Here is a 21,725-nt window from a genome sequence, read left to right on the forward strand (position 1 = left end):
GGCGCGCGGTCGCTGTCGGTGTCGTAGCGCTGCGGGACGTCGACGCCGGGCGCTAGGTTGTGCGGCATGAGCAATCTTGACCGTGCGCCCGTGCCGAGCGTGTGCGGCGGACGTGGGTTCGTCGTCGCCGAACCGGTCCGTGAACTGCTGAGCCCCCGGCGCGTACCGCTCGGGGAGTCCACCGAGGTACGGCGGCTGCTGCCCAACCTGGGCCGTCGGATGATCGGCGCCTGGGCGTTCGTCGACCACTACGGCCCCGACGACATCGCCGACGAGCCCGGCATGCAGGTGCCCCCGCACCCGCACATGGGCCTGCAGACGGTCAGCTGGCTGCACGAGGGCGAGGTACTGCACCGCGACTCCACGGGCAGCCTCCAGACCATCCGCCCGAGGGAGCTGGGCCTGATGACCTCGGGCCGCGCCATCAGCCACTCGGAGGAGAGCCCGCGGTCGCACGCGCGTTTCCTGCACGGTGCCCAGCTCTGGGTCGCCCTGCCGGACGCCCACCGGCACACCGAGCCCTGGTTCGAGCACAACGCCGGGCTGCCCACCGTCACGGCACCCGGTCTGACGGCGACGGTGATCCTCGGCTCGCTCGACGGGGCGGCCTCGCCCGGGACGGCGTACACCCCGATCGTCGGCGCCGATCTCGCGCTGAGCGGCGGCGCCGAGGTGACGCTGCCGCTGGAGCCGGACTTCGAGTACGGGGTGCTGGCGATGTCCGGCGAGGTGCGGGTGGACGGCGTGCCGGTGCTGCCGGGCTCGATGCTCTACCTCGGCTGCGGCCGTACCGGACTGCCCCTGCGCGCCGAGTCGGACGCCGGGGTGATGCTGCTCGGCGGGGAGCCGTTCGAGGAGGAACTGATCATGTGGTGGAACTTCGTGGGCCGCACCCAGGCGGAGATCGAACAGGCCCGCGAGGACTGGACCCACGGCACCCGCTTCGGCGAGGTCAAGGGCTACGACGGCACGCCCTTGTCCGCACCGGACCTCCCGGCGACCCCGCTGAAGCCCCGGGGGCGGGTGCGCTGACGGCGGCGCGGTGGCCTCAGCCGTCGCGTACGCACAAATAGTAGCCATGCATATAGTAGCCATGTACTGTATCCGGCATGAGTGCGGCACCCGAGGGCGCGACGCCCGGTTTCCTGGTCTGGCGGCTGTCGATGAAGTGGCGGGTCGCGGTCGACCGTGCCGTCGCGCCGCTGGGGCTGACCCACGCGCAGTACGCGCTGGTCGCCTCGCTGCACGGCATGCACCGCGCCGGTGAGCGGCCCAGCCAGCGCCGCCTCGCCGACCACACCGGACTCGAACCGCTCTACGTGTCCAAGCTCGCCCGCGCCCTGGAGGCCGCCGGTCTCCTGGAGCGCACCCGCGACCCGCACGACCCCCGAGCCGTCCAGCTGGCGCTCACCGAGGAGGGCCGCCAGGTCACCCGGCGCGCCATCAGGGTCGTCCACGGGCTGCTCCAGCAGTTGCTGGCGCCCCTCGGCGGCCTCGACGGGCCGCGCGCCAAGGAGTTCACGCGGGACCTCGCGACGCTGCTCGACGCACCGCTCGATCCATCCGTCGATCACAGGCAGGAGCCGTCATGACCACCGTCACCTCCACCACCGCACCCCCCGTCGACAGCCGCGTCCTCGCACTCGCCCACTACGCGGCGCGCGGGGTGCTGGAATCCGTACTGGCCCGCCACGGCGCCACCTTCGAGCAGTCGGTGACGCTGCGGGTGGTCGCCGTCGCCGACGGCCCGATCGGGCGGGAGGCACTCGTCGGGCAGGTCGTCGGCTCCCTGAAGACCGACCCCGCCCTGGTGCGGGAGACCGTCGGCCAACTCGTCGCCAAGGGGCTCTGCGCGGCCGAGGAGGACACCGTGCGGCTCACCGACGCCGGGCGGGAGTTCCAAGCCGCCGTCACCGCCGAGACCGCGCCGGTCTCGGCGCGGATCTGGGCGGACATCCCGGCGGCGGACCTCGCGGCCACGGGCCGGGTGCTGGCCCTGGTCACCGAGCGCGCCGACGCGGAACTCGCCGCCCTGAAGTAGTGGAATGTTTAACCATCCCAGGTGGTTGAGGCCGTCGAAGGAGGTCACGAGTGGACATGACGTACTACGACCACGGGACACCGGCCGAGCGCTGGGAGCGCGCGCGGATGTTCTTCGACGCCAAGGACTACGCGGCCGCGGCCCGCGTGCTGGGTGGTCTGGTCGAGGAGACGCCGGAGCAGACCGGACCGCGCCTGCTGCTGGCCCGCGCCTACTACCACTCCGCCCAACTGCGCCGCGCCGAGACCGAGTTGCGCGTCATCGTGGAGCGCGACCCGGTGGAGCACTACGCCCGTCTGCTGCTCGGCCGCACCCTGGAGCGGCAGGGCCGCGCGGCGGAGGCGGAGCCTCACCTGCGGCTCGCCTCGGCCCTCGCGGGCGACTTCGAACAGCTCTGACACACGGGCCCGGCTCCCCGCCCCGGGAGCCGGGCCCGCGCACTGCCCCTCCGGGAGCGGCGACGCGTGTCATGCTGACCGGATGCCTCCTCCCGCCGACTCCGGCCCTTCCGCCGATTCCGCCGACCGCCCGCCGCTCGTCGACCGGGTCGAGGAACTCCTCGCCACCGGTGGCCCGTTGCCCATCGTGGCGGCCGGTGACCCGGTCCTGCGCCGCGGTACGCGGCCGTACGACGGCCAGTTGCCGCCCGTGCTGCTGGCCCGCTTCGTCGACGCCCTGCGGCTCACCATGCGTACGGCGCCCGGGGTGGGCCTCGCGGCGCCGCAGGTGGGGGTGGGCCTGCGGATCGCGGTGATCGAGGACCCGGCGCCGGTGCCCGAGGAGGTGCGGGTGGCGCGCGGGCGGGTGCCGCAGCCGTTCCGGGTGCTGGTGAACCCGTCGTACGAGCCGGTGGGCACGGAGCGTGCCGCGTTCTTCGAAGGGTGCCTGAGCGTGCCGGGCTGGCAGGCCGTGGTGTCCCGGCCCGCCGCGGTGCGGCTGACGGGCCAGGACGAGCACGGCCGGGCGCTCGACGAGGTGGTCACCGGCTGGCCCGCGCGGATCGTGCAGCACGAGACCGACCACCTCGACGGCGTCCTCTACCTGGACCGCGCCGAGCTGCGGTCCCTCTCCTCCGGGCAGGCGATGGCGGAGCGCTGGAACGCGCCGACGCCCCATGACGCCGCCCGGGAGCTGGGCTTCGGGCTGCCCGAGTGAGACCGGCTGCCCGCGCCCGTGCGTGCGGTCAGCCCCGGTAGGCCTCCAGCAGCCGCAGCCAGACCTCGCTGACCGTCGGATAGGACGGGACGGCGTGCCACAGTCGGCCGATCGGCACCTGACCGGCCACCGCGACGGTCGCCGAGTGGATGAGTTCACCGACGCCGGGGCCGACGAAGGTCACCCCGCGCAGGATCTCGTCCTCCAGGTCGACGATCATCCGGGCGCGGCCCTTGTAGCCGTCGGCGTACAGGCCCGCCCCGGCGACCGAGGTGAACTCGACGTCCACGGCCCGCACCCGGTGCCCCGCCTGCTCGGCCTCCGCCAGCGACAGGCCGACGGCGGCGGCCTCCGGGTCGGCGAAGACGACCTGCGGGACGGCGTGGTGGTCGGCGGTGGCGGCGTGGGCGCCCCAGGGGCCGGCCTCCGTGAGGGAGTCCCCGGCGGCGCGGGCGGCGATGGCGGCGCCCGCGATGCGTGCCTGGTACTTGCCCTGGTGGGTGAGGAGGGCTCGGTGGTTGACGTCGCCGACGCCGTACAGCCAGTCGAAGCCCTCGACGCGGAGGCTGTCGTCGACCGGGAGCCAGGAGCCGGGCTCCAGGCCGACGGTGTCCAGGCCGATGTCGTCGGTGCGCGGGGCCCGGCCGGTGGCGAAGAGGATCTCGTCGGCCTCGATGCGGTCACCGGTGTCGGTGATGGCCACGACGGTGCCGTTCTCGCGGGACACGGACTTCACGGAGGTGCCGGTGCGTACGTCGGCGCCCGCCTCGGTGAGCGCCTCCTGGACGAGTTCGCCCGCGAACGGCTCCATGCGGTTCAGCAGGCCCTTGCCGCGCACCAGGAGGGTCACCTTCGAGCCGAGGGCCTGCCAGGCGGTGGCCATCTCGGTGGCGACGACTCCGCCGCCGACCACGATCAGCCGGCCGGGCGCCGCCTTCGCGCTGGTGGCCTCCCGGCTGGTCCAGGGCCGTACGCCGTCCAGGCCCGGCAGGTCGGGCAGCAGGGCGCGGCTGCCGGTGGCCACGGCGACCGCGTGCCGGGCCGTGAGGATGTGCGCGGCACCGTCCGGGCCGGTGACCGTGACCGTGCGGGGTGCGCTGATGCGGCCCTGGCCCCGGTAGAGGTCGGCGCCGATGCCGTCGAGCCAGTCGACCTGGCCGTCGTCCCGCCAGTGGGAGGTCTTGTCGTCGCGGTGGGCGAGCACCGCGGCCGTGTCCAGCGGGCCCTGCACCGCCTGGCTCAGGCCGGGCACCTTGCGGGCGTCCGCGCGGGCGATGACCGGGCGCAGCAGGGCCTTGCTGGGCATGCAGGCCCAGTACGAGCACTCGCCGCCGACCAGTTCGCTCTCCACGACCGCGGTGGACAGGCCGGCGGCGCGGGTGCGCTCGGCGACGATCTCCCCCACGGGCCCGGCCCCGAGCACCACCACGTCGTATGCGTTGGAATCCGTTTCCGTCATGGGATCAGTCTGGTGGGTGGTGTGGCGCGGGGCCACACGGGTACGAGCGCGGGCGGAATACGAGTCGGTCCGGCCGTGTTGAGCCGGTGGCCTCGCCCCGACACCAGGAAGAGGGAAAACGCCATGAGCAGCACCGTGGAGCTGACCAAGGAGAACTTCGACCAGACGGTCACGGACAACGATTTCGTCCTGATCGACTTCTGGGCGGCCTGGTGCGGCCCGTGCCGTCAGTTCGCTCCGGTCTACGAGAAGGCGGCCGAGGAGAACCCCGACCTGGTGTTCGGCAAGGTGGACACGGAGGCGCAGCCCGAGCTGGCGGCGGCCTTCGGCATCCAGTCGATCCCCACGCTGATGATCGTCCGCGACCGGGTGGCGGTGTTCGCGCAGCCGGGCGCGCTGCCCGAGGCCGCGCTGACCGATGTCATCGGGCAGGCCCGCAAGCTCGACATGGACGAGGTGCGCAAGGCCGTGGCCGCACAGCAGGCGCAGGAGGGCCAGGACGGGCAGACCGCCCAGTAGGGCTCCCCCGCATCCGCCTCGGGTACGCCGCCGGGCCGGGCCTCGCGCACCGGCAGGGCGGCGTACCCGTGTGTTCAGGTGGAGTCGCGGGCGACGACCGAGGCGCCCAGCACCTCGCGGCGCTCCGGTGGGGCGGTCGGGTTGCGGACCGCCCGGTCGACGAGTTCGGCGAGGTCTCGGCCGGAGGGCAGTTCGATGTGGACGGTGCTGAGCCGGGGGCGCAGCAGCCTGCCGAGCATCAGGTCGTCGGCGCCGATGACCGCCGTCTCGCCGGGGACGCGGACGCCGTGGTCCTTCAGGGCGCGCATCAGCAGCATCGCGTACTCGTCGTTGTAGGCGAAGACAGCGTCCAGGCCGAGGCTGCGCCAGCGCCCGGCGAAGCGGGCCGCGGCCTCCTCGTCGTAGGCGAGGGGGAGTTCGGTGACGGTGGCGTCGGTGCCGCGCAGGGCGTGCCGTACGCCGTGCAGGCGCGGCCGTGAGAAGACCTCCAGGCCCGGCTCCTCGGGGACCACCACGCCGATACGGCGACGGCCGCGGGCGTACAGATGGGCGGCGGCGGCCCGGCCGACGGCCGCGTGGTCCATGAGCAGGGCGTGGGCGCCGTCGACGGTCCCGGGGCCCAGGGTCACCACGGCCCGGGCGCCGGAGCGCTTGAGCACGGCGACGCCCTGTGGGCCGAGGCCGGAGCCGGGCACCAGGACGGCGACCGGACGCAGTTCGGCCCAGGCACGGGCGGCCTCGTCGCCGTGCACGCCGGCGGTGCCGTACTGCACGACCGTGTAGTCCAGGCGGCCCAGCGCCCCCTGGAGTTCGCTGAGGAACTGGCTGTAGAGCGGGCCCACCGGGATGGTCGGGGCGGGCATCAGGACCATCCGGCTGTGCCCGGCGCGCAGGCTGCGGGCGGCGGCGTGCGGAACGTAGCCGAGTTCCTTGGCGGCCTCGTGCACACGGCGGCGCGTGGGCTCGCTGATCCGTACCGCGCTGGTGTTGTTCAGGACGTAGGAGACGGTCGCGCGCGAGACTCCGGCCAGGCGTGCCACATCGGCGCTGGTGGGCACGGAGCTGCCGGAGGGCGACGCGGGCGCGGGCGATCTGGGTATCTGCACCATGACGTACGGCATCTTGGCAGAAGCCGCGGACGGGCCGTCGCCCGGGACCCGACGGGTGAATCTTGTACGAAACCGGCGCCGGGGGTCAGGCGCGGTCGGGCCGGCGGGAGGTGCCGGTCAGCCGGGCGACGAGGTCCCGCCACCCGGCCTCCAGGCGGTCCATCGGCATGCCGCACCGCCGGGTCAGGTGGTGGATGGCGGCGGGGTCGAGGTAGCCCATCAGGGTCTGGGCGAGGATCTCGCAGTCGGCGTCGGGGGCCGCCTCGCGCAGCAGCATCAGGAGATGGCCGTAGTGCAGCCGCCACGGCGGCGGGCTGAAGCGGCGGTCGGGGCCGCCCTGGGCGGCGAGTTGCAGCTCCAGGTCGTCGGCGGAGCGGCGCAGGGTGGCCACGCCGAAGGCGTTCAGCCGCTCCACCGGTGGCGCGCCGGGGCCGAGCGGCGGGGGCCCGGAGAGGAACGCGGCCTGGAACTTCTTCTCGGAGTGGTCCAGCAGCGCCGTCAGCAGCCCGACCCGGTCACCGAAGCGGCGGAAGACGGTCCCCTTGCCCACCTCGGCGGCAGCGGCCACCGCCTCCATGGTGACCCCGGCGGCGCCGTGGTCCGCGACGAGCCGGGCCGCGGCCTCCAGCAGCCGGGCCCGGTTGCGCGCGGCGTCGGCGCGCAGGCACTGCTCCTCGTCGGGGGTGCCGAGCTGGATCAACTCGGCGTCGTCCAGGGCCTCCTGGGACGACGACAGGGGCGGCAGTGCGGCTGACATGAAAACAGCGTAAAGCATCGGGAAGAAAATGGACCGCGGTCCGGTTAGGGTGCTACAAAGTGGAAGCGGACCTCGGTCCGGTTCTTGCTCGTCGTTTTCGAGCAGTCCCGTCACACCCCTTTTTGACCCTCTGGGAGACCCTCATGACCGTGCAGATCCTCGCGCTCGTCGGAAGCCTTCGCTCCGGTTCGCACAACCGCCAGCTCGCCGAGGCGGCCGTCAAGCTCGCGCCGGAAGGCGTCGACGTGCGGCTGTACGAGGGCCTGGCCGAGGTGCCCTTCTACAACGAGGACATCGACGTCGAGGGCAGCGTCCCGGCCGCCGCCGCGCGGCTGCGTGAGGCCGCCGGCGCCTCCGACGCCGTACTGCTGTTCACCCCCGAGTACAACGGCACCATCCCGGCCGTCCTGAAGAACGCCATCGACTGGCTGTCCCGCCCGTACGGCACCGGTGCCCTCACCGACAAGCCGGTCGCCGTGGTCGGCACCGCCTTCGGCCAGTACGGCGGCGTGTGGGCGCAGGACGAGGCCCGCAAGGCCGTCGGCATCGCGGGCGGCAAGGTGCTGGAGGACGTCAAGCTGTCCATCCCCGGCTCGGTGACCCGCTTCGCCGACACCCACCCGGCCGACGACGCCGAGGTCGCGGCGCAGCTCGCCGAGGTCGTCGCCCAGCTGCACGGCCACGCCGGCACCCAGGTCGCGGCCTGAGTCCGGGCCCCCTCCCCCGCCGCACGCCCGCGCGGTGCGGCGGGGTCAGGCCACGCCGAGCGTGACGAAGTAGGCGAGGGCCAGCAGCAGGGCGATGATCGCGACCGGGACCGCGATCAGGTTCGCCGTCCAGGTCAGCGCCCTCGTGGCGCGCTCCGCCGACTCCGGGTGACGGCCGGGCCGCGCGCCCAGCTCGTGCCGGGCCAGCGCCCGGAACACGATCGCGGCCACCGCCGCGGCCAGCGCCACGAGGAGCGGGGTGAGCAGGCCGTTCTGCGACGCGTGCTCCCGGATGTGCTCGATCCCGCCGTCCCGTCGCAGCGCCTCCCCGACCTTCGTCGCCGCGACGGCGGCCAGCACGCCCGTGAACAGCGCGGTGACGGCCAGCGCGAGGGCGATGGCGGCCAGGACGGGGGCACGGCGCGCACCCGCGGGCACCCGCCTCGCCGGGGGCGGCGGCCGGCGCGGTGGCGGCGGGGCGGTCTCCTTGCGCGGCGGAGTGACCCTGCCGCTCTGCCGCGGAGGCGGCGGCGGTACGTCGCCCAGCGGCCGGGTCGGCCGAGGCGGCGGCACCTCCCCCAACGGCCGCGTCGCGCCCTCGTCGACCCGCCCCGACGGCGGAGGCGGCGGCACCTCCCCCAGCGGGCGCGTGGCGCCCTCGTCGACTCGCGGGGCACCCTCGTCCCCCTGCGGGGCAGGCGGCGGGACATGCTCCGGCGGCCGAGGCGGCGGCGCGGGCTCCGCGGGCCGCGTGGCGTCAGCGTGCCCGTCCCCCTGCGGCGAAGGCCGCTTCTCCGGCTCCGGTGGAGCCGTGCGCTCGGCCGGGACCACCTCCGCCTCCACACGCACCATCGCCTCCCCCACCACCCCCTTCAGCACCAGGTCCCCACTGAGCCGTCCCGCCTTCGCGGTCGTCACACTCACGTCGAGGCCGTCGTCCGTCTGGGCCGCCCGCAGCCAGTCGTCCTTGGGGTGCGGCGCGCAGGAGCGGGCCAGCGGCGGTCCGAGCAGCCGTACCGCGCGGTGCGGCTCGGGCGCGCCCCGCGGCACCGTGCCGAAGTCCACGCGGACCGGGTGCGGGTTGATGGCGATCTCGCCGAGTGCCCGCTGTGCCTCGTCGGCGATGAACCGGATGTCCTTGCGCACCATCTCCGCCAGCGCCTCCCGCGCCCCCATGGCGATGGGCAGGTCCGCGTTCTCCATCCTGGCGCGCAGCTCCGCGATGGCCCCGCGCCGGGTGTAGAGGTCGGGGCTGCGCATGGCGGCGCGGAGGTCGTCGGGGACGGGCGCCGGTGTGATCCGGCGCCGGTGGCTGTGGGCGAGGTACATGTCGCCCTGCATGTCGACGGTGCGGCTCGGCGTCTGGTGGGGGTTCTGCCGCTGGACGTGGTCGAAGACGTACTCGTACAGCTCGTCCAGGGAGACCCGGCCGTCCTCGTCCAGGTCCGCCTCTCCGGTGGCCAGCCCCTGCACCACGGCGTGGGTGAAGAGCGAGGGGCGGGGCCGGGGCGCGGAGCCCTCGGCGAGGTCGGAGCCCTCGAAGGCGTACTCCATGGAGTTGGACGCGGTGATGACGGCCCAGCCCCGGCCGCCGCCGAGCTTCTCCCCGGCGAAGGAGTCCAGGACGTGCGCGTCCTCCGCGGCCCGTACCGAGGCCGGCCCCTGGGAGAAGGCCCCGCCGTAGCAGCAGTCGAGGAACAGCACGACGCTGCGCGCCCGGGTGGTGGTCATCCGGCCGCGCACGAAGTCCGCGGCGACGGCCGTGGAGGCGAGGCGGCGGGGCAGGGTGTTGCGGGCGGCGAAGTACAGCTCGCCGGACTCGCTCTTGAGGCCGTGGCAGGAGAAGTGCAGCACGAGGGTGTCGGCCGGGCGGCGGTCGGCGAAGAAGTCGTCGATGCGCAGCGAGATCACGTGCGCGGGTTCGTTGCGCATCACGTCGACGTGGAAGCCGCCGATGTCGGGGGCGCCGAGCACCTCGGCGAGGGCGACGGCGTCGTGCGCGGGCGCCTTCAGCTTCTTCAGACCCTCGTTGTCGTAGCTGTCGTTCGCGATGATCAGCGCGTCCCTGGTACCGCCCATGGCTAGGCACCCACCGCCGAGTGACGCTTGACGAACAGGTCGAGGGCCTCGGTCACCTGCTCGTCCGTCGCCTCGGAGATCTCCAGTACGTCGTCGCCGATGGACAGCCGCAGCGCCGGGCGGTTCTCCTCCTCCTCGCTGCTGCGGCCCCACCAGTTCCGTACCAGGGCGGCGACCTGCCCCAGGCCGGTGGCGGCGCCGCCCAGGTGCACCAGCAGGGTGCCGATCGCGGCGATGCCCGCGACCCGGGCGCCGGGGGGTGGCTCGCCGCCGGGGACGGCCGTCACGTCGTCCACGTCGAGCTGGAGCAGTTCCTCGCGGAGGTAGCCGGTCAGCCGGGCCACCCGCTCGGGTTCCGCCCCTTCCTCGGAAAGGACGATCCGCAGTTCTCTCTCCACCGGTTCAGCCCCTCGCTAGCGGTCCGTCGGGGCGGCGCGGAGTCGTCGGACGACCGGTGGCTCCACGTCTTTGCTTACAGTGTGTGTCGCCCCGCACGGGGTGGCAAACCAGTGGGTTTCGGTTCAACTCTTCCTTTTTGATGGTTCAACCGTTGCCGACGACTGGCCGGTACCCGGCCCCCGGGCCCACGATGGGGACAGGGGAGCGCCACAGGCGCAGCAGGAGGACCGCCATGGCCGACACCGTTTCCACCCACACGTCCCGGACTCCGGCCGGGCTGGAGCCCGCCGGCATCCGCAGCGGCAACCATCCCTGGCGGATACGCCTCGTCAAACACCCCAAGCGGTTCGAGTCGTCGTACTTCCGGGCCGCCAAGAAGGCGGCGAAGAAGATCCTCGCCGAGACCGGCGACGAGCATCTGCCCTACGGCCCGCGGCCCGGCGCCAACGAGTACTGGGAGATGCACCACGGCGGCAGTCTGTGGATCAAGGGCACCGGCGGCTGGCAGATGTACCGGGCCAGGGTCGGCGTCGAGTGGAGCATGCAGTTCTGCGCGGACCCGGTGAAGGTGGACCGGCTGCGCCGGGAGGCCGCCGAACTCGTCGGGGCCTTCCCGCGCACCCTGCCCGCGCTGGCGGCGCTCGGCTACGAGCAGGCCGAGGAGCTGCTGCGCACCCCGGTCACGGACGCCGACGGCGTGGAGGCGTGGACCGACTCGCTGTTCAACGCCTGTGTCCCGCTGAGCCGGGCCAACCACCAGGGCATCCTGCCCAAGGTACCCGGCGAGCACCACTACCCGTGGCCGATCAAGGGCGCGGACTACTTCCGCTACGAGGACTTCCAGCTGTGGGTGACCCTGCCCGACGGCACCCATGGCGCGGTGGCCCCGGTGGACCGCCGCGGGTCCGGCGACGGGCACGTCCGGCTGCTGCACGTGCCGGAGGGCAGCGCGGCCGCGGACACGGTGGCCGAGGCCCAGGAGCTGAGGCTGATGGCGGTGCTGCCGCCCAACAGTTCCGCGGCGCTCCAGGCGTTCGCGGAGCAGATCGCCCCCGGCAGCCGCACCGCCTCCGGCCCGCTCACGGCCGATGCGGCGGTGCCGCCGCAACCCTGAACGCAAGGGGGATGCGGCGCACACCCCGTACCGCCCGGCCCGCCGGGCCGGCGCCGACTGGGCCAAGCCGCTGCGGGCGCCGGGCGGTTGGAGGTGCCGTACGGTTACGGCTTGCGGGCGACCGCTCCGTACATGGCGATGTCCTCGTCCCGGATGTCCCGCTCCCCGGTGCCGTCCGGGTGCCACTTGTGGACCTGGACGATGCCGGGATCGACGAGTTCGAGGCCCTCGAAGAACTCCTGGGCCTCGGGGTGCGTGCGCAGCCGCATCGGCATGTTGCGGGCGGCGTACTCGCGGGCGACCCTGCCGACCTCCTCCGGCGCGAACTCGGCGGTGCCGATCGACATGGCCAGATAGCTGCCCGGAGGCAGCGGCTCCAGCAGCCGGCGGACGATGCCGACGGCGTCGTCCTCGTCCAGCATGAAGTGGACGATCGCGATCACCGTGAGGCCGACCGGCCGGTCCAGGTCGAGGGTCTCGCGGAACTCCGGGGAGCCGAGGATGGCCTCGGGGTCACGGAAGTCGGCCTCGATGTACGCCGTCCGGCCCTCGGGCGCGCTGGCCAGCAGGCCCTGGGAGAGGGTGAGGACGATGGGGTCGTTGTCGACGTAGACCACCCGGGAGTCCGGGGCCACCCGCTGGGCTATCTCATGCAGGTTGGGCGAGGTGGGGATGCCGGTGCCGATGTCGAGGAACTGCCGTATCCCCGCCTCCTCGGCCAGGTACCGCACCGCGCGGTTCATGAAGTCCCGGTTGGCGCGCATGTGGATCGGCAGCGCGGGCCACTCGCGGGCCATGGCGTCGCCCGCTTCCTTGTCGGCGGGGTAGTAGTCCTTGCCGCCGAGGATGTAGTCGTAGATGCGCGCGGAGTGCGCGCTCTCGGTGTCGATGCGGTCGGCAGGCCATCCGTTGTCCGGCAACGCCGCCCCTCCCCTTCAGTCGGTCTCGCTAGTGGACGCACAGTCAGTCAACAGGCACATCAGAGCAGGAAGTCGGCGTCTCCCGCCTTCACCCCCGTGAGGAACCTGGTCATCTCGTGCGGGGTGAAAACCAGCGCCGGGCCCTCGGGGTCGGTGGACTGGCGGATCGCCACCCGCCCGTCGGCGAGCCTCTTGACTTCGACGCAGGCGCCCCCGGCGTCGTCGCTCCAGGGCCGGGTCCAGCCGCGAGCGCCCAGTTCCCGGGACGGCATGCCGTTGCGTATGTGGTGGTGCACGGTCACAGCTCCTTGCGAATCGCGCCGAGGAGTGCCTCGGTCTTCCTGGCGGGCGTCGCCTGGGCGCCCAGCCGGTCCAGGGCCTCGCGGTAGACCACGACGTCGTCGCCCTTGTCCAGGTAGACCGCTCCCACCAGGCCGTTGAGGTAGACGATGTCGGGCAGTTCGGGTGCCCGGAACCGGAACAGGTGGTACGCGCCGGCACGCATGGCGGGGTGCGGACCGTTGGCGAACGGCATGATCTGCAAGGTGACGTGCGGCAGGGCGTTGACCTCGATGAGGTGGTCGATCTGGGCGCGCATCACCTCGGCGCCGCCGACCGGCCACCTCAGCACGGTCTCGTCCATCACCACCCACAGCCGGGGCGGCGCCTCGCGCGCGAGCAGTTCCTGGCGGCGCATCCGCAGCGCCACCCGGCGTTCGGTGGCCTCGGCCGGGGCGTGCGGGTTGCCCGCGCCGAGCAGGGCGCGGGCGTAGCTCTCGGTCTGGAGCAGGCCGTGCACGAACTGGTTCTCGTAGGCGCGGATCTGCAACGCGGCCTGTTCCAGGCTGAGATAGGCGGCGAACCAGTCCGGCATGACATCGCGGTAGGTGTGCCACCAGCCGCGCTTGTTGGCCTCCCGGACCGACTTCAGGAAGGTGTCGATCTCCTGCTGGTCCCTCACGCCGTACACCTGGACCAGCTTCTCGACGTCCGCGAGCCGCAGCCGGGCCACCTTGGCGGCCTCCATCCGGCGGATGGTGGAGTGGCTGACCCCGATCGCCGCGCCCGCCTGCTCGTACGTCAGTCCGGCCCGGGTCCGCAGTTCCTCCAGCTGTCTGCCGAGGATCATGCGCAGCACGGACGGGGCGCCGCCCCAGTCGGTCTCCGTGGTCACGCCTCACCTCTCACGCCAGAGCTTCCGGCAGATCAATTTTCGGCGAAAGCAGCATGCACTCGGCCACTTGCAAATTTCAACTTGCCAGTTGCGACACGATGTTGGCAGGTGCCACAGTAGGCCTACCGTCTCGGCTGCCGAACAGGCAGACACCGCAGCCCGGTTCGGGGGCAGAGGCTGTGCACGGGCATACGAAAGGCGTACGGCATGGCTCCGCCCTCCCTCTCCAGGCCACCGGCCCGGCTGCCCGACGACCGGGACCGGTTATCCAGCCCCTCCCCCCAGCCGGCTCTCCCCGACCGGCCACCCGGAGGCGAGCACCACGGTCGACTCCCCGGGCCCCTCGGCCCCGACCGGCTCGCCTCCGGGGCTCAACCGCCCCACCACATCCAGACCTTCGTCCTGCCGGGGATCCCGGAGTCGGCGGGTCTGGCCCGCAGACAGCTGCGCACCCTGCTCACCGCGTGGCACGTCGGCGAGGAAACACGTGACAACGCTGTCCTCGTCGCCTCGGAACTGGTCGGCAACGCCATCGCCCACTCGGTGAGCGAACGGATCGTGTTCCGGGTGATCCTCACCGCCGCGGACGCCCTCCGCCTGGAGGTCGAGGACCAGCGCCGAGGCCTCACCCGCCCCCACCCCCGGCAGCCCGGCCCCGACGAGCAGGGCGGGCGCGGTCTGCTGCTGGTGGACGTGGTCAGCGCCGCCTGGGGCGTCATCGACCTCCCGCACCGCCCCGGCCGCACGGTCTGGGCCGAACTGTCGCCCGAAGCACCGCCCGGCTCCCCCGCTCCCGCCCCGAGCGCAACCGAACGGCCCACCCCCCACTCGGCCGAAGGACCCCTCTCCCATGGACCGAACCCGCACCCCTGAGCCGCCCCGGACCCGCTCCGCCCCGCTCGTCCAGGACCGCCCCGCCCGACGTCTGAAGATCCCCGCGCGACTCCCCGCCAGCCTCGGCTACGACGCCGTGGGCACCCTCCGCGAACACGGCGAACGCATCCTCGCCAGCCTCCCCCGGATCGGCTGCGTCTTCGCCGACGACCGGCGCTGGTGGTGGATCGTCCCCGCTGACTCCCACGTCGGCGTCGCCTGGCCCCCGGCGGTCCGCTACTCGGTGGGCGCCCGGCTGGCCGACCCGTCCTGGACGCCCACCCGGCCCAAGCCCGCCCCGCACCTGATCCACGCCCCCGACGCGGGCTCCCCCTACACCCCGCCGATACCCCTGTACTTCCTCGCCTGCCGGCTGACGGGCAGCGCACCGCGCTGGTCCCTCACCTTTCCCGACTGAAGACCCGGCCCGCCGGCGGTGTTCCCCGGGCGCCCCGGCCCTTCCCCTACGCTGTGCAGCGGTTCCCCGGGACGAGGAGCATGGTCAGTGGCCGGTCGACAGCGCGGTGACAGCGGCTCCCCGGACGAGGTGTGGCGCCGGTTCGTCGAGGACTGCGGCGACGCACCGTACGTCCGGGCCCCCAGGGAGCCGTCCGCCCGGGAACGGGCCGCGGGCGCGCGGGTGGTGGCCGAGCCGGTGGACGCCGTCGGTGAGCTGTGGCGGCGGGAGGACACGGGGGACGCCACGGCCTGGCGCGATCTGGACGGCCGGGGCCGTCGCCGGCTGGTGCTGCGCGCGCTCGGCGCGGCCGCCGCGGTCGTCCTGTTCCTCCTCGTGGCCTCCGGCGGGCCCACCGGCGGGGGGAACGGCTACGAGACGCCCGGCGGTTCGGTGGTCCAGCAGTCCGAGGAGTCTCCCGTGGAGCGCCCCACCTCGGCCGAGGAGCCGCCCGACGGCACCGGTTCCGAGTGAGCGCGAAGGCAGTATGGTCGGGTGGACCCAGGGGGAGGAAGACCACGTCGCACACGGTGAGGCAGGGAGGCAACAGCCATGGCCCGGACCGGTACGGAGTTCCGTCGCGTCGCCCGCGGAGTCAAGCGGCGCCTGCGGAGGCTGGCGGAGCCCCCGGTGCCCCAGTCCGCCCTCCGGCTCGTCCCCGAACCGGTGTTCGTGATCTCCTCGGTGCGTTCCGGGTCCACCCTGCTGCGGGTCCTGCTCAACAGCCACCCGCAGATCTGCGCGCCGCACGAGATGCACCTGCGGACCCTGACCGTCGGCCTCAGCAAGCCCTACACCAAGAAGGCGATGTCCGAACTCGGCCTCGACCAGAGAGAGTTGGAGTACCTTCTGTGGGACCGGGTGCTGCACCGGGAACTGGTGCGCAGCGGCAAGCAGATCATCGTGGACAAGACGCCCGGCAACGCGGGGGTGTGGGAACGGCTCCACGAGGCCTGGCCGAAGGCCCGGTACATCTTCCTGCTGCGGCACCCGGCGTCCATGGTGAGTTCGCTGCTCAACAACCGCCCGGACCGCGACCCGGAGGCGACGGTGAAGGAGGTCGGCGGCTATGTCGACGCGGTCGAGGCGGCCCGCAACGCGCTGCCCGGACTCACCGTCCGCTATGAGGCGCTCACCGAGAGACCCGAGGAAGTGACCCGGGAGATCTGCGCCTTTCTCGGGGTGAACTGGACACCCAGGATGCTGGATTACCGCAAGGGCGACCACGGTCCGTTCGTGCCGTTCATCGGCGACTGGAGCGAGAACATCAAGTCCGGGAGGATCCAGCGGGCCAGGCCGCTGCCCGACCCCGAGGACGTCCCCGAGCCGCTGCGCCCGATCGCCCGCGCCTGGGGATACCCGAGTTGACCGCGCCCGCGGACCGGGGCGGCGTGCGCTGCCGGTGCACCTGCCCCGGCGCCACGGTGTGGCTGACGGGCGGCCCCGCGGCCGACCGGCTGGCCGCCGCGTACGCGCTGGCCGAGCGGCTGCTGGCGGAGGAGCGGCGGGTCGAGGTGCTCGACCGGTTCGACGAGCTGGGCACCGACGCGCGCCGGATCGGCCTGGTCGCGGAGGTGCTGGCCCGCAACGGCGTGGTGGCCGTGGTGCCTTGCGCCCCGGAGACACTGGCCGCCGTCCGCGCCCGGCACTCGGCGAGCCACACCCGTTATGTGGAGATATGCGTCACGGGTCGACGGAGCCCCGAGGAGTCGGTGCGCGCGGCGCACGGGCGGCTGCTCGGCCCGCACTGAACCCGCACCGCATCCGCGTGCATGCTCTGACCTCCCAGGTTTACTCGACCGGAAGGCCGTGGCTAGGGTGACCCGGTGTTCGCCCACCGGTCACATACGCAACTCCCGTAAGAGGTGTTCTGTTCTGTCTGGGTTCCCTCAAGCTCACCAAGCAGTCACGAGCGAGACGCTGCCGCGCAGCCCCGGGCAGGCACCGCCGCCACCGGCGGCCTCCGACAGACCCGCCACCGACCAGGCCGCGCGGCCGGGCAAGGAGCGGGACGCGTTCTTCGACAACGCAAAGTTCCTGGCCATCGTGCTGGTCGCGATGGGACACGCGTGGGAACCACTGCGCGGCGACAGCCGCACCGTCACCGCCCTCTACACACTCGTCTACGCCTTCCACATGCCGGCGTTCATCGTGATCTCCGGCTACTTCTCGCGGAGCTTCGACGCGGCCCCGGGACGGGTGAAGCGGCTGCTGACCGGTGTGGCGGTGCCGTACATCGTGTTCGAGGTGGCGTACTCCGTCTTCATCGGGTGGTCCGAGGGTGACCCGGACCGGCCGATCAGTCTGCTGGACCCGCTGTACCTGACCTGGTTCCTGGCGGCGTTGTTCATCTGGCGGCTGACCACGCCGATCTGGAAGCTCGTGCGCTGGCCGCTGCCCGTCGCCCTCGGGATCGCGATGCTGGCGACCCTCTCCCCGGACATCGGCACGGACCTCGACCTCCAGCGCACCCTCCAGTTCCTGCCGTTCTTCGTGGCGGGGCTGCTGCTGCGGGCGGAGCACTTCCAGCTGCTGCGCCACCGGACGGTGCGCGCCCTGGCCGTCCCGGTCTTCCTCTGCGCGGCCGTCACGGCGTACTGGGCGGTGCCGCGGATGAACTACGCGTGGTTCTTCCACCGCTCCAGCGCCGAGGAACTGGCCGCCCCCGCCTGGTACGGGCCGGTCATGACGCTGGCCCTCTTCGGCTGCTCCATGGTCCTCGCCGCCTGCTTCCTCGCCCTGGTGCCGCGGCGCCGGACGTGGTTCACCGCGCTGGGCGCGGGCACCCTGTGCGGCTATCTGCTGCACGGCTTCTTCATCAAGGCGGCCGATCACTGGCACTGGGCCGACCACGCGTTCTTCCAGCGGCCGCTGGGCGCGATCACCGTCACGCTGGTCGCCGGGGCGGGTGTCACCCTGCTGTGTTCGGCGCCGGTACGGCGGGTCTTCCGCTGTGTGCTGGAGCCGAGGATGGAGTGGGCCTTCCGCCAGCAGCAGAAGGTCTGACGGTCCCGCCCCCGGAACGAGCGCGCTGGGGCCCGGAGAGGGGAGCCGTCTGCGACGATGGACCCTGCTCCGTCAGGAGCGTGCGACGGGCAGGGGCGTCGGTGGCCGCCCCGGGGGTCGCGGGGCGTGGGAAGCCGCCACCGGCGCTGGAGGGGACGTGTCCGAAGGGAACGACCGGGGCTCCGTGCTGTCCACCCTGCCGTTCACCATGATGGCGACGGTGTCGCTGGTGGACGTGGCCATAGGCCCTTCGGTGGGGCTGCTGCCGCTCCTGGCGCTGGGGCCCGCGTTCGCCGCGCTGGTCGGCGGCTGGCGGCGTACCGCGGCGATCGGCGTGCTGGCGATGCTGCTCACCGTCGCCCTCGGGCTGTACGACGACCTGTTCGACGGCGTACGCGGATTCGTCAGCGTGGTCTCGGTGCTGGGGGTGACCGCCGCGGGGCTGGTGGCCGTGTCGATGCGGCAGCGGCGGGAGGCGGAGCTGGCCAGTGTGCGCTCGATCGCCGAGGCGGCGCAGCGGGTGCTGCTGAAGCCGGTGCCGCGGCTGGCGGGGCAGCTGCGGGCCGCGGTGTCGTACACGTCGGCGGTGGCCGAGGCCAGGATCGGCGGCGATCTGTACGAGGTGGTCGCGGCCCCGCAGGGTGTCCGGGTGATCGTGGGCGATGTGCAGGGCAAGGGCCTGGAGGCGGTGGAGACCGCGGCCGTGGTCCTCGGCGCGTTCCGCGAGGCGGCGCTGGACGAGGCCGATCTGACCGCGGTGGGGCGCCGTCTGTCGCGGTCGGTGGACCGGCAGCTGGAGGGCGAGAAGTTCGTCACCGCGATCCTCGCCGAGGTGACCGACCACGAGGTCACCTTCCTCAACTACGGTCATCCGGCGCCGCTGCTGATCCACGCCGACGGCTCCTCCGCGCTGCCCGAACCGCCCGCCTACGCGCTGCCGCTGGGGCTGAGCGCGCACGCGCCGTCCGCACCGCTGCCCTACCGGGCCGACTTCCGCCCCGGGGACCAGCTGCTGCTGTACACCGACGGCATTACCGAGGCCAGGGACGGCGCGGGCCGGTTCTACCCGCTGCCCGAGCGGGCCCACCTGCTCAAGGAGCACGACCCGGAGGCCGCCCTGGAGACGTTAAGGGCGGACCTGCTCCAGCACATAGGCGGCCCCCTCCAGGACGACGCGGCGATGCTGCTGCTGCGCTACCGCTGAGGGCTCTGCACCCCGGGCCTCCGTGGAGCCGGGGCCCGGGTCACTCCGTGCAGGACTCGGCGCTCTCCGGCAGGTGTTCCCTCGCCCACTCCCGCAGCTCGCTGATCGCGGGTTCCAGGGCGGCGCCGGTAGCCGTCAGGCCGTAGGTGACGCGCAGCGGCGGTCCCTCGTCGACCTCGCGGACCACGAGTCCGGCGGCGCCGAGTTCGGTGAGGCGGTCGGAGAGCATGCGCTCGCTGATGCCGGGGATCGCCCTGCGCAGGTCGGCGAAGTGCGCGGGGTGGGCCATCAGCACGGCCACGATCGGCCCGGTCCAGCGCTTCCCGAGCAGCTGGAAGACACGGGTGATCCCGTCGTCCACCTGCTCACAAGGGCCCGCACCGTGGCTCTGATCGACCGTCATGGCTCCAGCATAGCGGTCGGGACCGTACGGAGATGAAAAAAAGTAAGCCCCTATGTAATCTGAAGCTACGCACGAAAGAGCGGGCCATGGGCGACACACGTCGTCCCGGGCATCCCTTTGCCTTTTTCACTGGAGAAACGCATGACCACGCTGCTGCACATCGACTCGTCCGTGTTCCCCGGCGAGGCCTCCGCCTCCCGCGCCGTGGCGGAGACCTTCCGCCGGACCTGGCAGGAGCAGCACCCCGAGGGCACCGTGATCTACCGCGACCTCGCCAAGGACCCGGTTCCGCACATCACCGCCGACGCCCACACGGCCGGGTTCCTCGATCCGGCCGCCCGCACCCCCGAGCAGGCCGAGGCCTTCGGTGCCCGGCTGGAGCTGATCGAGGAGCTGGAGCGGGCCGACGCCGTCCTGATCGGCGCCCCGATGTACAACTTCTCGATCCCCTCGACCCTCAAGGCCTGGCTGGACAACGTGATCCTCTTCGGCCGCACCGCGGGCGACGCCCCGTCCGCCAAGGGCACGCCCGTCACGGTCGTCGCCAGCCGCGGCGGCTCCTACGCGCCCGGCACGCCCAGGGAGGGGTACGAGTACGTGCAGAACCTCCTCGGGGCGATCCTGGTCGACATGATGTCCCTGGACACCGAGTTCATCGTCCCGGAACTCACCATGGCCCCGGACAACCCCGCGATGGCCGAACTGGTCCCGCTGTACGAGGCCTCCCGCGAGCGGGCCCACCAGCACGCCGCCGCCAAGGCCAAGCAGCTCGCGCTGCGCGCCTGACGGGCGTCCGACGCGCGCGCCGACGCGCCAACCGGTCCCGGCAAGGGCTTTCAGACGTTACCGTCCGGTAGACAACCGGCTGCCGGAGGCTCCCATGACGTTCGACCCCGCCGTGACCGGACTCGCGGACACCGCCCGGGCGCTCGCCGAGGGGCGGGTGACCTCGCGGGCGCTGACCGAGGGCGCGCTGGCGCGGATCGCGGCGACCCGGGGCACCCTCAACGCCTTCCGCGTCGTACGGACCGGGGCCGCGCTCGCCGAGGCCGAGGTCGCCGACCGGGAGCTGGCCGCCGGGGGCCGCCGTCCGCTCCTCGGGGTTCCGGTCGCGGTGAAGGACGACATGGACGTGGCCGGGGAGCCGACCGCGTTCGGCTGCGCCGGTGACTTCCCGCCCGTCGCGGCGGACGGGGAGGCGGTACGGCGGCTGCGGGCGGCCGGAGCGGTGATCGTCGGCAAGACGAACACCTGTGAGTTCGGGCAGTGGCCCGTCACCGAGGGCCCCGCGTTCGGGGCGACCCGCAACCCGTGGAACCCTCGGCACACACCCGGCGGCTCCTCCGGCGGTTCGGCGGCGGCCGTCGCCGCGGGCCTGGTCCCGGCGGCGCTCGGCTCGGACGGCGCCGGGTCGGTCCGCATCCCGGCCGCCTGGACCCATCTGGTCGGCATCAAGCCGCAGCGCGGCCGGATCTCGACCTGGCCGCGCGGGGAGTCCTTCCAGGGCATCACCGTCAACGGCACCCTGGCCCGCACGGTCGCCGACGCGGCACTGCTGCTGGACGCGGCCAGCGGCAACCACGTCCACGACCCGCACCGGCCGCCCGCCGTGGACGCCTCCGCCGCGGCCCGGCGCGACCCCGGCCGGCTGCGGATCGCCCTGTCCCTGAAACCGCCGTTCACCGCGCTGCCCACCCCGCTGCACCCGGAGATCCGGGCGCGGGTCGTCGAACTCGCCGACCGGCTCGCCGCGCTGGGGCACACCGTCGAGGAGGCCGACCCGCCCTACGGGCAGATCGGGCTGACCTTCGTGCCCCGGGCCACCGCCGGGATCGCCGAGCGGGTGGCCGAGGCGCCCTTCCCCGCGCTGCTGGACCCGCGCACCCTGGCCGCGGCCCGGCTGGGGCGGCTGCTCGGCGGACCCCCGCTGCGCGCGGCGCGACGGGCCGAGGGCCCCCTGAAGCGTCGTATCGGCGCGTTCTTCACCTCGTACGACGTGGTCCTCGCGCCGACGACCGCCGCGCCGCCGCCGCGGATCGGGGCGCTGCGCGGGCTGGGCGGGTTCGCCACCGACCGGGCGGTGATCGCCGCCTGTCCGTACGCCTGGCCGTGGAACGTGCTGGGCTGGCCCGGGGTCGGGGTGCCTGCCGGGTTCATGGGCGACGGGCTGCCGGTGGGCGCCCAGCTGCTCGGGCCCGCGCACAGCGAACCGCTGCTGGTGTCGCTGGCCGCGCAGCTGGAGGCGGAGCTGCGCTGGCAGGACCGGTGGCCCCCGTCGGCGGCCGACCCGGCGTCGGCTGCCGTGTGAGCGAGGCCTCTTGGCGCCCGGTGCGGCGGCAGCAGAGGCGG

26 protein-coding genes are annotated in these 21,725 nt (G+C 73.3%); 17 read left to right on the plus strand and 9 right to left on the minus strand.

Annotated elements, in window-relative coordinates:
* Positions 1-66: 66 nt before the first annotated feature.
* From KBY47_RS04790 to KBY47_RS04810, 5 genes are all read left to right on the plus strand, one after another.
* Complete coding sequence (locus KBY47_RS04790; RefSeq protein WP_210919623.1) at positions 67-1,032, plus strand: pirin family protein; 966 nt, start codon at positions 67-69, stop codon at positions 1,030-1,032.
* Between the two features lie 77 nt (positions 1,033-1,109).
* The gene (locus KBY47_RS04795; protein WP_210919624.1) at positions 1,110-1,592 is read left to right on the plus strand and encodes a MarR family winged helix-turn-helix transcriptional regulator; all 483 of its coding nucleotides are present in this window, start codon (positions 1,110-1,112) and stop codon (positions 1,590-1,592) included.
* Positions 1,589-2,041: a MarR family transcriptional regulator gene (locus KBY47_RS04800; RefSeq protein WP_210919625.1), complete on the plus strand. Its 453-nt coding sequence runs from the start codon at positions 1,589-1,591 to the stop codon at positions 2,039-2,041. Before KBY47_RS04795 ends, KBY47_RS04800 begins: the two co-directional genes overlap by 4 nt.
* Before the next feature lie 50 nt (positions 2,042-2,091).
* Positions 2,092-2,439: a tetratricopeptide repeat protein gene (locus tag KBY47_RS04805; protein WP_210919626.1), complete on the plus strand. Its 348-nt coding sequence runs from the start codon at positions 2,092-2,094 to the stop codon at positions 2,437-2,439.
* 82 nt (positions 2,440-2,521) lie between these two features.
* Entirely contained in the window at positions 2,522-3,196 is a 675-nt protein-coding gene (locus KBY47_RS04810; RefSeq protein WP_210919627.1) for a peptide deformylase, read from the plus strand.
* A 28-nt stretch (positions 3,197-3,224) separates the two neighbouring features.
* Here KBY47_RS04810 and KBY47_RS04815 read toward each other — a convergent pair whose 3' ends face one another.
* Positions 3,225-4,655, minus strand: coding sequence for an NAD(P)/FAD-dependent oxidoreductase (locus KBY47_RS04815; RefSeq protein WP_210919628.1), 1,431 nt, complete (start codon positions 4,653-4,655; stop codon positions 3,225-3,227).
* A 123-nt stretch (positions 4,656-4,778) separates the two neighbouring features.
* On the opposite strand from KBY47_RS04815, the gene trxA reads away from it, so the two are divergent.
* Entirely contained in the window at positions 4,779-5,174 is a 396-nt protein-coding gene (gene trxA, locus KBY47_RS04820) for a thioredoxin (protein ID WP_210919629.1), read from the plus strand.
* A gap of 74 nt (positions 5,175-5,248) precedes the next feature.
* Here trxA and KBY47_RS04825 read toward each other — a convergent pair whose 3' ends face one another.
* Together KBY47_RS04825 and KBY47_RS04830 are read right to left on the minus strand one after the other, a co-directional pair.
* On the minus strand, positions 5,249-6,295 hold the full coding sequence (locus KBY47_RS04825; RefSeq protein ID WP_210919630.1) for a LacI family DNA-binding transcriptional regulator: 1,047 nt from the start codon (positions 6,293-6,295) through the stop codon (positions 5,249-5,251).
* A 73-nt stretch (positions 6,296-6,368) separates the two neighbouring features.
* Positions 6,369-7,040: a TetR family transcriptional regulator gene (locus tag KBY47_RS04830; protein ID WP_247694207.1), complete on the minus strand. Its 672-nt coding sequence runs from the start codon at positions 7,038-7,040 to the stop codon at positions 6,369-6,371.
* Positions 7,041-7,183: 143 nt separating this feature from the next.
* Here KBY47_RS04830 and KBY47_RS04835 point away from each other — a divergent pair, with 143 nt between their 5' ends.
* Positions 7,184-7,747, plus strand: a complete 564-nt coding sequence (locus KBY47_RS04835) for an NAD(P)H-dependent oxidoreductase (protein ID WP_210919632.1) — start codon at positions 7,184-7,186, stop codon at positions 7,745-7,747.
* A gap of 45 nt (positions 7,748-7,792) precedes the next feature.
* Here the strand turns inward: KBY47_RS04835 and KBY47_RS04840 are convergent, their stop codons facing one another.
* Both KBY47_RS04840 and KBY47_RS04845 read right to left on the minus strand, forming a co-directional pair.
* Positions 7,793-9,826: a caspase family protein gene (locus KBY47_RS04840; protein ID WP_210919633.1), complete on the minus strand. Its 2,034-nt coding sequence runs from the start codon at positions 9,824-9,826 to the stop codon at positions 7,793-7,795.
* A 2-nt stretch (positions 9,827-9,828) separates the two neighbouring features.
* Positions 9,829-10,224 carry a hypothetical protein gene (locus KBY47_RS04845; RefSeq protein WP_210919634.1) on the minus strand — a complete coding sequence of 132 codons (396 nt, stop codon included), beginning with the start codon at positions 10,222-10,224 and terminating at the stop codon, positions 9,829-9,831.
* A 233-nt stretch (positions 10,225-10,457) separates the two neighbouring features.
* On the opposite strand from KBY47_RS04845, the gene KBY47_RS04850 reads away from it, so the two are divergent.
* Positions 10,458-11,339: a DUF6424 family protein gene (locus KBY47_RS04850; RefSeq protein WP_210919635.1), complete on the plus strand. Its 882-nt coding sequence runs from the start codon at positions 10,458-10,460 to the stop codon at positions 11,337-11,339.
* A 104-nt stretch (positions 11,340-11,443) separates the two neighbouring features.
* Here the strand turns inward: KBY47_RS04850 and KBY47_RS04855 are convergent, their stop codons facing one another.
* Genes KBY47_RS04855 through KBY47_RS04865 form a run of 3 tightly spaced genes read right to left on the minus strand, consistent with a single transcriptional unit; the run spans position 11,444 to position 13,433 of the window.
* On the minus strand, positions 11,444-12,259 hold the full coding sequence (locus KBY47_RS04855) for an SAM-dependent methyltransferase (RefSeq protein WP_210919636.1): 816 nt from the start codon (positions 12,257-12,259) through the stop codon (positions 11,444-11,446).
* Positions 12,260-12,318: 59 nt separating this feature from the next.
* Positions 12,319-12,531 carry a DUF397 domain-containing protein gene (locus KBY47_RS04860; RefSeq protein ID WP_210919699.1) on the minus strand — a complete coding sequence of 71 codons (213 nt, stop codon included), beginning with the start codon at positions 12,529-12,531 and terminating at the stop codon, positions 12,319-12,321.
* 26 nt (positions 12,532-12,557) lie between these two features.
* Positions 12,558-13,433 (minus strand): helix-turn-helix transcriptional regulator, encoded by an 876-nt coding sequence (locus KBY47_RS04865; protein ID WP_210919637.1) that lies wholly within the window; start codon positions 13,431-13,433, stop codon positions 12,558-12,560.
* A 207-nt stretch (positions 13,434-13,640) separates the two neighbouring features.
* Here KBY47_RS04865 and KBY47_RS04870 point away from each other — a divergent pair, with 207 nt between their 5' ends.
* The 7 genes from KBY47_RS04870 (at position 13,641) to KBY47_RS04900 (ending at position 18,973) form a co-directional block, all read left to right on the plus strand.
* The gene (locus tag KBY47_RS04870) at positions 13,641-14,306 is read left to right on the plus strand and encodes an ATP-binding protein (RefSeq protein WP_210919638.1); all 666 of its coding nucleotides are present in this window, start codon (positions 13,641-13,643) and stop codon (positions 14,304-14,306) included.
* Positions 14,284-14,724: a hypothetical protein gene (locus KBY47_RS04875; protein WP_210919639.1), complete on the plus strand. Its 441-nt coding sequence runs from the start codon at positions 14,284-14,286 to the stop codon at positions 14,722-14,724. The genes KBY47_RS04870 and KBY47_RS04875 overlap by 23 nt, the downstream gene beginning before the upstream one ends.
* A gap of 87 nt (positions 14,725-14,811) precedes the next feature.
* Entirely contained in the window at positions 14,812-15,237 is a 426-nt protein-coding gene (locus KBY47_RS04880) for a hypothetical protein (RefSeq protein WP_210919640.1), read from the plus strand.
* Between the two features lie 78 nt (positions 15,238-15,315).
* Positions 15,316-16,131, plus strand: coding sequence for a sulfotransferase (locus KBY47_RS04885; RefSeq protein ID WP_210919641.1), 816 nt, complete (start codon positions 15,316-15,318; stop codon positions 16,129-16,131).
* The gene (locus KBY47_RS04890) at positions 16,128-16,514 is read left to right on the plus strand and encodes an adenylyl-sulfate kinase (RefSeq protein WP_210919642.1); all 387 of its coding nucleotides are present in this window, start codon (positions 16,128-16,130) and stop codon (positions 16,512-16,514) included. Before KBY47_RS04885 ends, KBY47_RS04890 begins: the two co-directional genes overlap by 4 nt.
* Before the next feature lie 169 nt (positions 16,515-16,683).
* Positions 16,684-17,769, plus strand: coding sequence for an acyltransferase family protein (locus KBY47_RS04895; protein WP_247694250.1), 1,086 nt, complete (start codon positions 16,684-16,686; stop codon positions 17,767-17,769).
* Positions 17,770-17,977: 208 nt separating this feature from the next.
* Positions 17,978-18,973 carry a PP2C family protein-serine/threonine phosphatase gene (locus tag KBY47_RS04900; protein ID WP_210919700.1) on the plus strand — a complete coding sequence of 332 codons (996 nt, stop codon included), beginning with the start codon at positions 17,978-17,980 and terminating at the stop codon, positions 18,971-18,973.
* A 40-nt stretch (positions 18,974-19,013) separates the two neighbouring features.
* Here KBY47_RS04900 and KBY47_RS04905 read toward each other — a convergent pair whose 3' ends face one another.
* Complete coding sequence (locus KBY47_RS04905) at positions 19,014-19,376, minus strand: helix-turn-helix domain-containing protein (RefSeq protein WP_210919644.1); 363 nt, start codon at positions 19,374-19,376, stop codon at positions 19,014-19,016.
* A gap of 141 nt (positions 19,377-19,517) precedes the next feature.
* Here KBY47_RS04905 and KBY47_RS04910 point away from each other — a divergent pair, with 141 nt between their 5' ends.
* Together KBY47_RS04910 and KBY47_RS04915 are read left to right on the plus strand one after the other, a co-directional pair.
* Positions 19,518-20,162, plus strand: a complete 645-nt coding sequence (locus tag KBY47_RS04910; RefSeq protein WP_210919645.1) for an FMN-dependent NADH-azoreductase — start codon at positions 19,518-19,520, stop codon at positions 20,160-20,162.
* A gap of 94 nt (positions 20,163-20,256) precedes the next feature.
* Positions 20,257-21,684: an amidase gene (locus KBY47_RS04915; protein ID WP_210919646.1), complete on the plus strand. Its 1,428-nt coding sequence runs from the start codon at positions 20,257-20,259 to the stop codon at positions 21,682-21,684.
* Positions 21,685-21,725 lie beyond the last annotated feature (41 nt).

The sequence above is a fragment of the Streptomyces sp. B93 genome, from assembly GCF_018070565.1.
Lineage (GTDB): Bacteria > Actinomycetota > Actinomycetes > Streptomycetales > Streptomycetaceae > Streptomyces.

Coding starts and splice junctions, on each gene's coding strand:
- KBY47_RS04790 (WP_210919623.1), top strand. CDS start 67: ATGAGCAATCTTGACCGTGCGCCCGTGCCGAGCGTGTGCGGCGGACGT.
- KBY47_RS04795 (WP_210919624.1), top strand. CDS start 1,110: ATGAGTGCGGCACCCGAGGGCGCGACGCCCGGTTTCCTGGTCTGGCGG.
- KBY47_RS04800 (WP_210919625.1), top strand. CDS start 1,589: ATGACCACCGTCACCTCCACCACCGCACCCCCCGTCGACAGCCGCGTC.
- KBY47_RS04810 (WP_210919627.1), top strand. CDS start 2,522: ATGCCTCCTCCCGCCGACTCCGGCCCTTCCGCCGATTCCGCCGACCGC.
- KBY47_RS04815 (WP_210919628.1), bottom strand. CDS start 4,655: ATGACGGAAACGGATTCCAACGCATACGACGTGGTGGTGCTCGGGGCC.
- trxA (WP_210919629.1), top strand. CDS start 4,779: ATGAGCAGCACCGTGGAGCTGACCAAGGAGAACTTCGACCAGACGGTC.
- KBY47_RS04825 (WP_210919630.1), bottom strand. CDS start 6,295: ATGCCGTACGTCATGGTGCAGATACCCAGATCGCCCGCGCCCGCGTCG.
- KBY47_RS04830 (WP_247694207.1), bottom strand. CDS start 7,040: ATGTCAGCCGCACTGCCGCCCCTGTCGTCGTCCCAGGAGGCCCTGGAC.
- KBY47_RS04835 (WP_210919632.1), top strand. CDS start 7,184: ATGACCGTGCAGATCCTCGCGCTCGTCGGAAGCCTTCGCTCCGGTTCG.
- KBY47_RS04840 (WP_210919633.1), bottom strand. CDS start 9,826: ATGGGCGGTACCAGGGACGCGCTGATCATCGCGAACGACAGCTACGAC.
- KBY47_RS04850 (WP_210919635.1), top strand. CDS start 10,458: ATGGCCGACACCGTTTCCACCCACACGTCCCGGACTCCGGCCGGGCTG.
- KBY47_RS04860 (WP_210919699.1), bottom strand. CDS start 12,531: ATGCCGTCCCGGGAACTGGGCGCTCGCGGCTGGACCCGGCCCTGGAGC.
- KBY47_RS04870 (WP_210919638.1), top strand. CDS start 13,641: ATGGCTCCGCCCTCCCTCTCCAGGCCACCGGCCCGGCTGCCCGACGAC.
- KBY47_RS04875 (WP_210919639.1), top strand. CDS start 14,284: ATGGACCGAACCCGCACCCCTGAGCCGCCCCGGACCCGCTCCGCCCCG.
- KBY47_RS04885 (WP_210919641.1), top strand. CDS start 15,316: ATGGCCCGGACCGGTACGGAGTTCCGTCGCGTCGCCCGCGGAGTCAAG.
- KBY47_RS04900 (WP_210919700.1), top strand. CDS start 17,978: ATGATGGCGACGGTGTCGCTGGTGGACGTGGCCATAGGCCCTTCGGTG.
- KBY47_RS04905 (WP_210919644.1), bottom strand. CDS start 19,376: ATGACGGTCGATCAGAGCCACGGTGCGGGCCCTTGTGAGCAGGTGGAC.
- KBY47_RS04910 (WP_210919645.1), top strand. CDS start 19,518: ATGACCACGCTGCTGCACATCGACTCGTCCGTGTTCCCCGGCGAGGCC.
- KBY47_RS04915 (WP_210919646.1), top strand. CDS start 20,257: ATGACGTTCGACCCCGCCGTGACCGGACTCGCGGACACCGCCCGGGCG.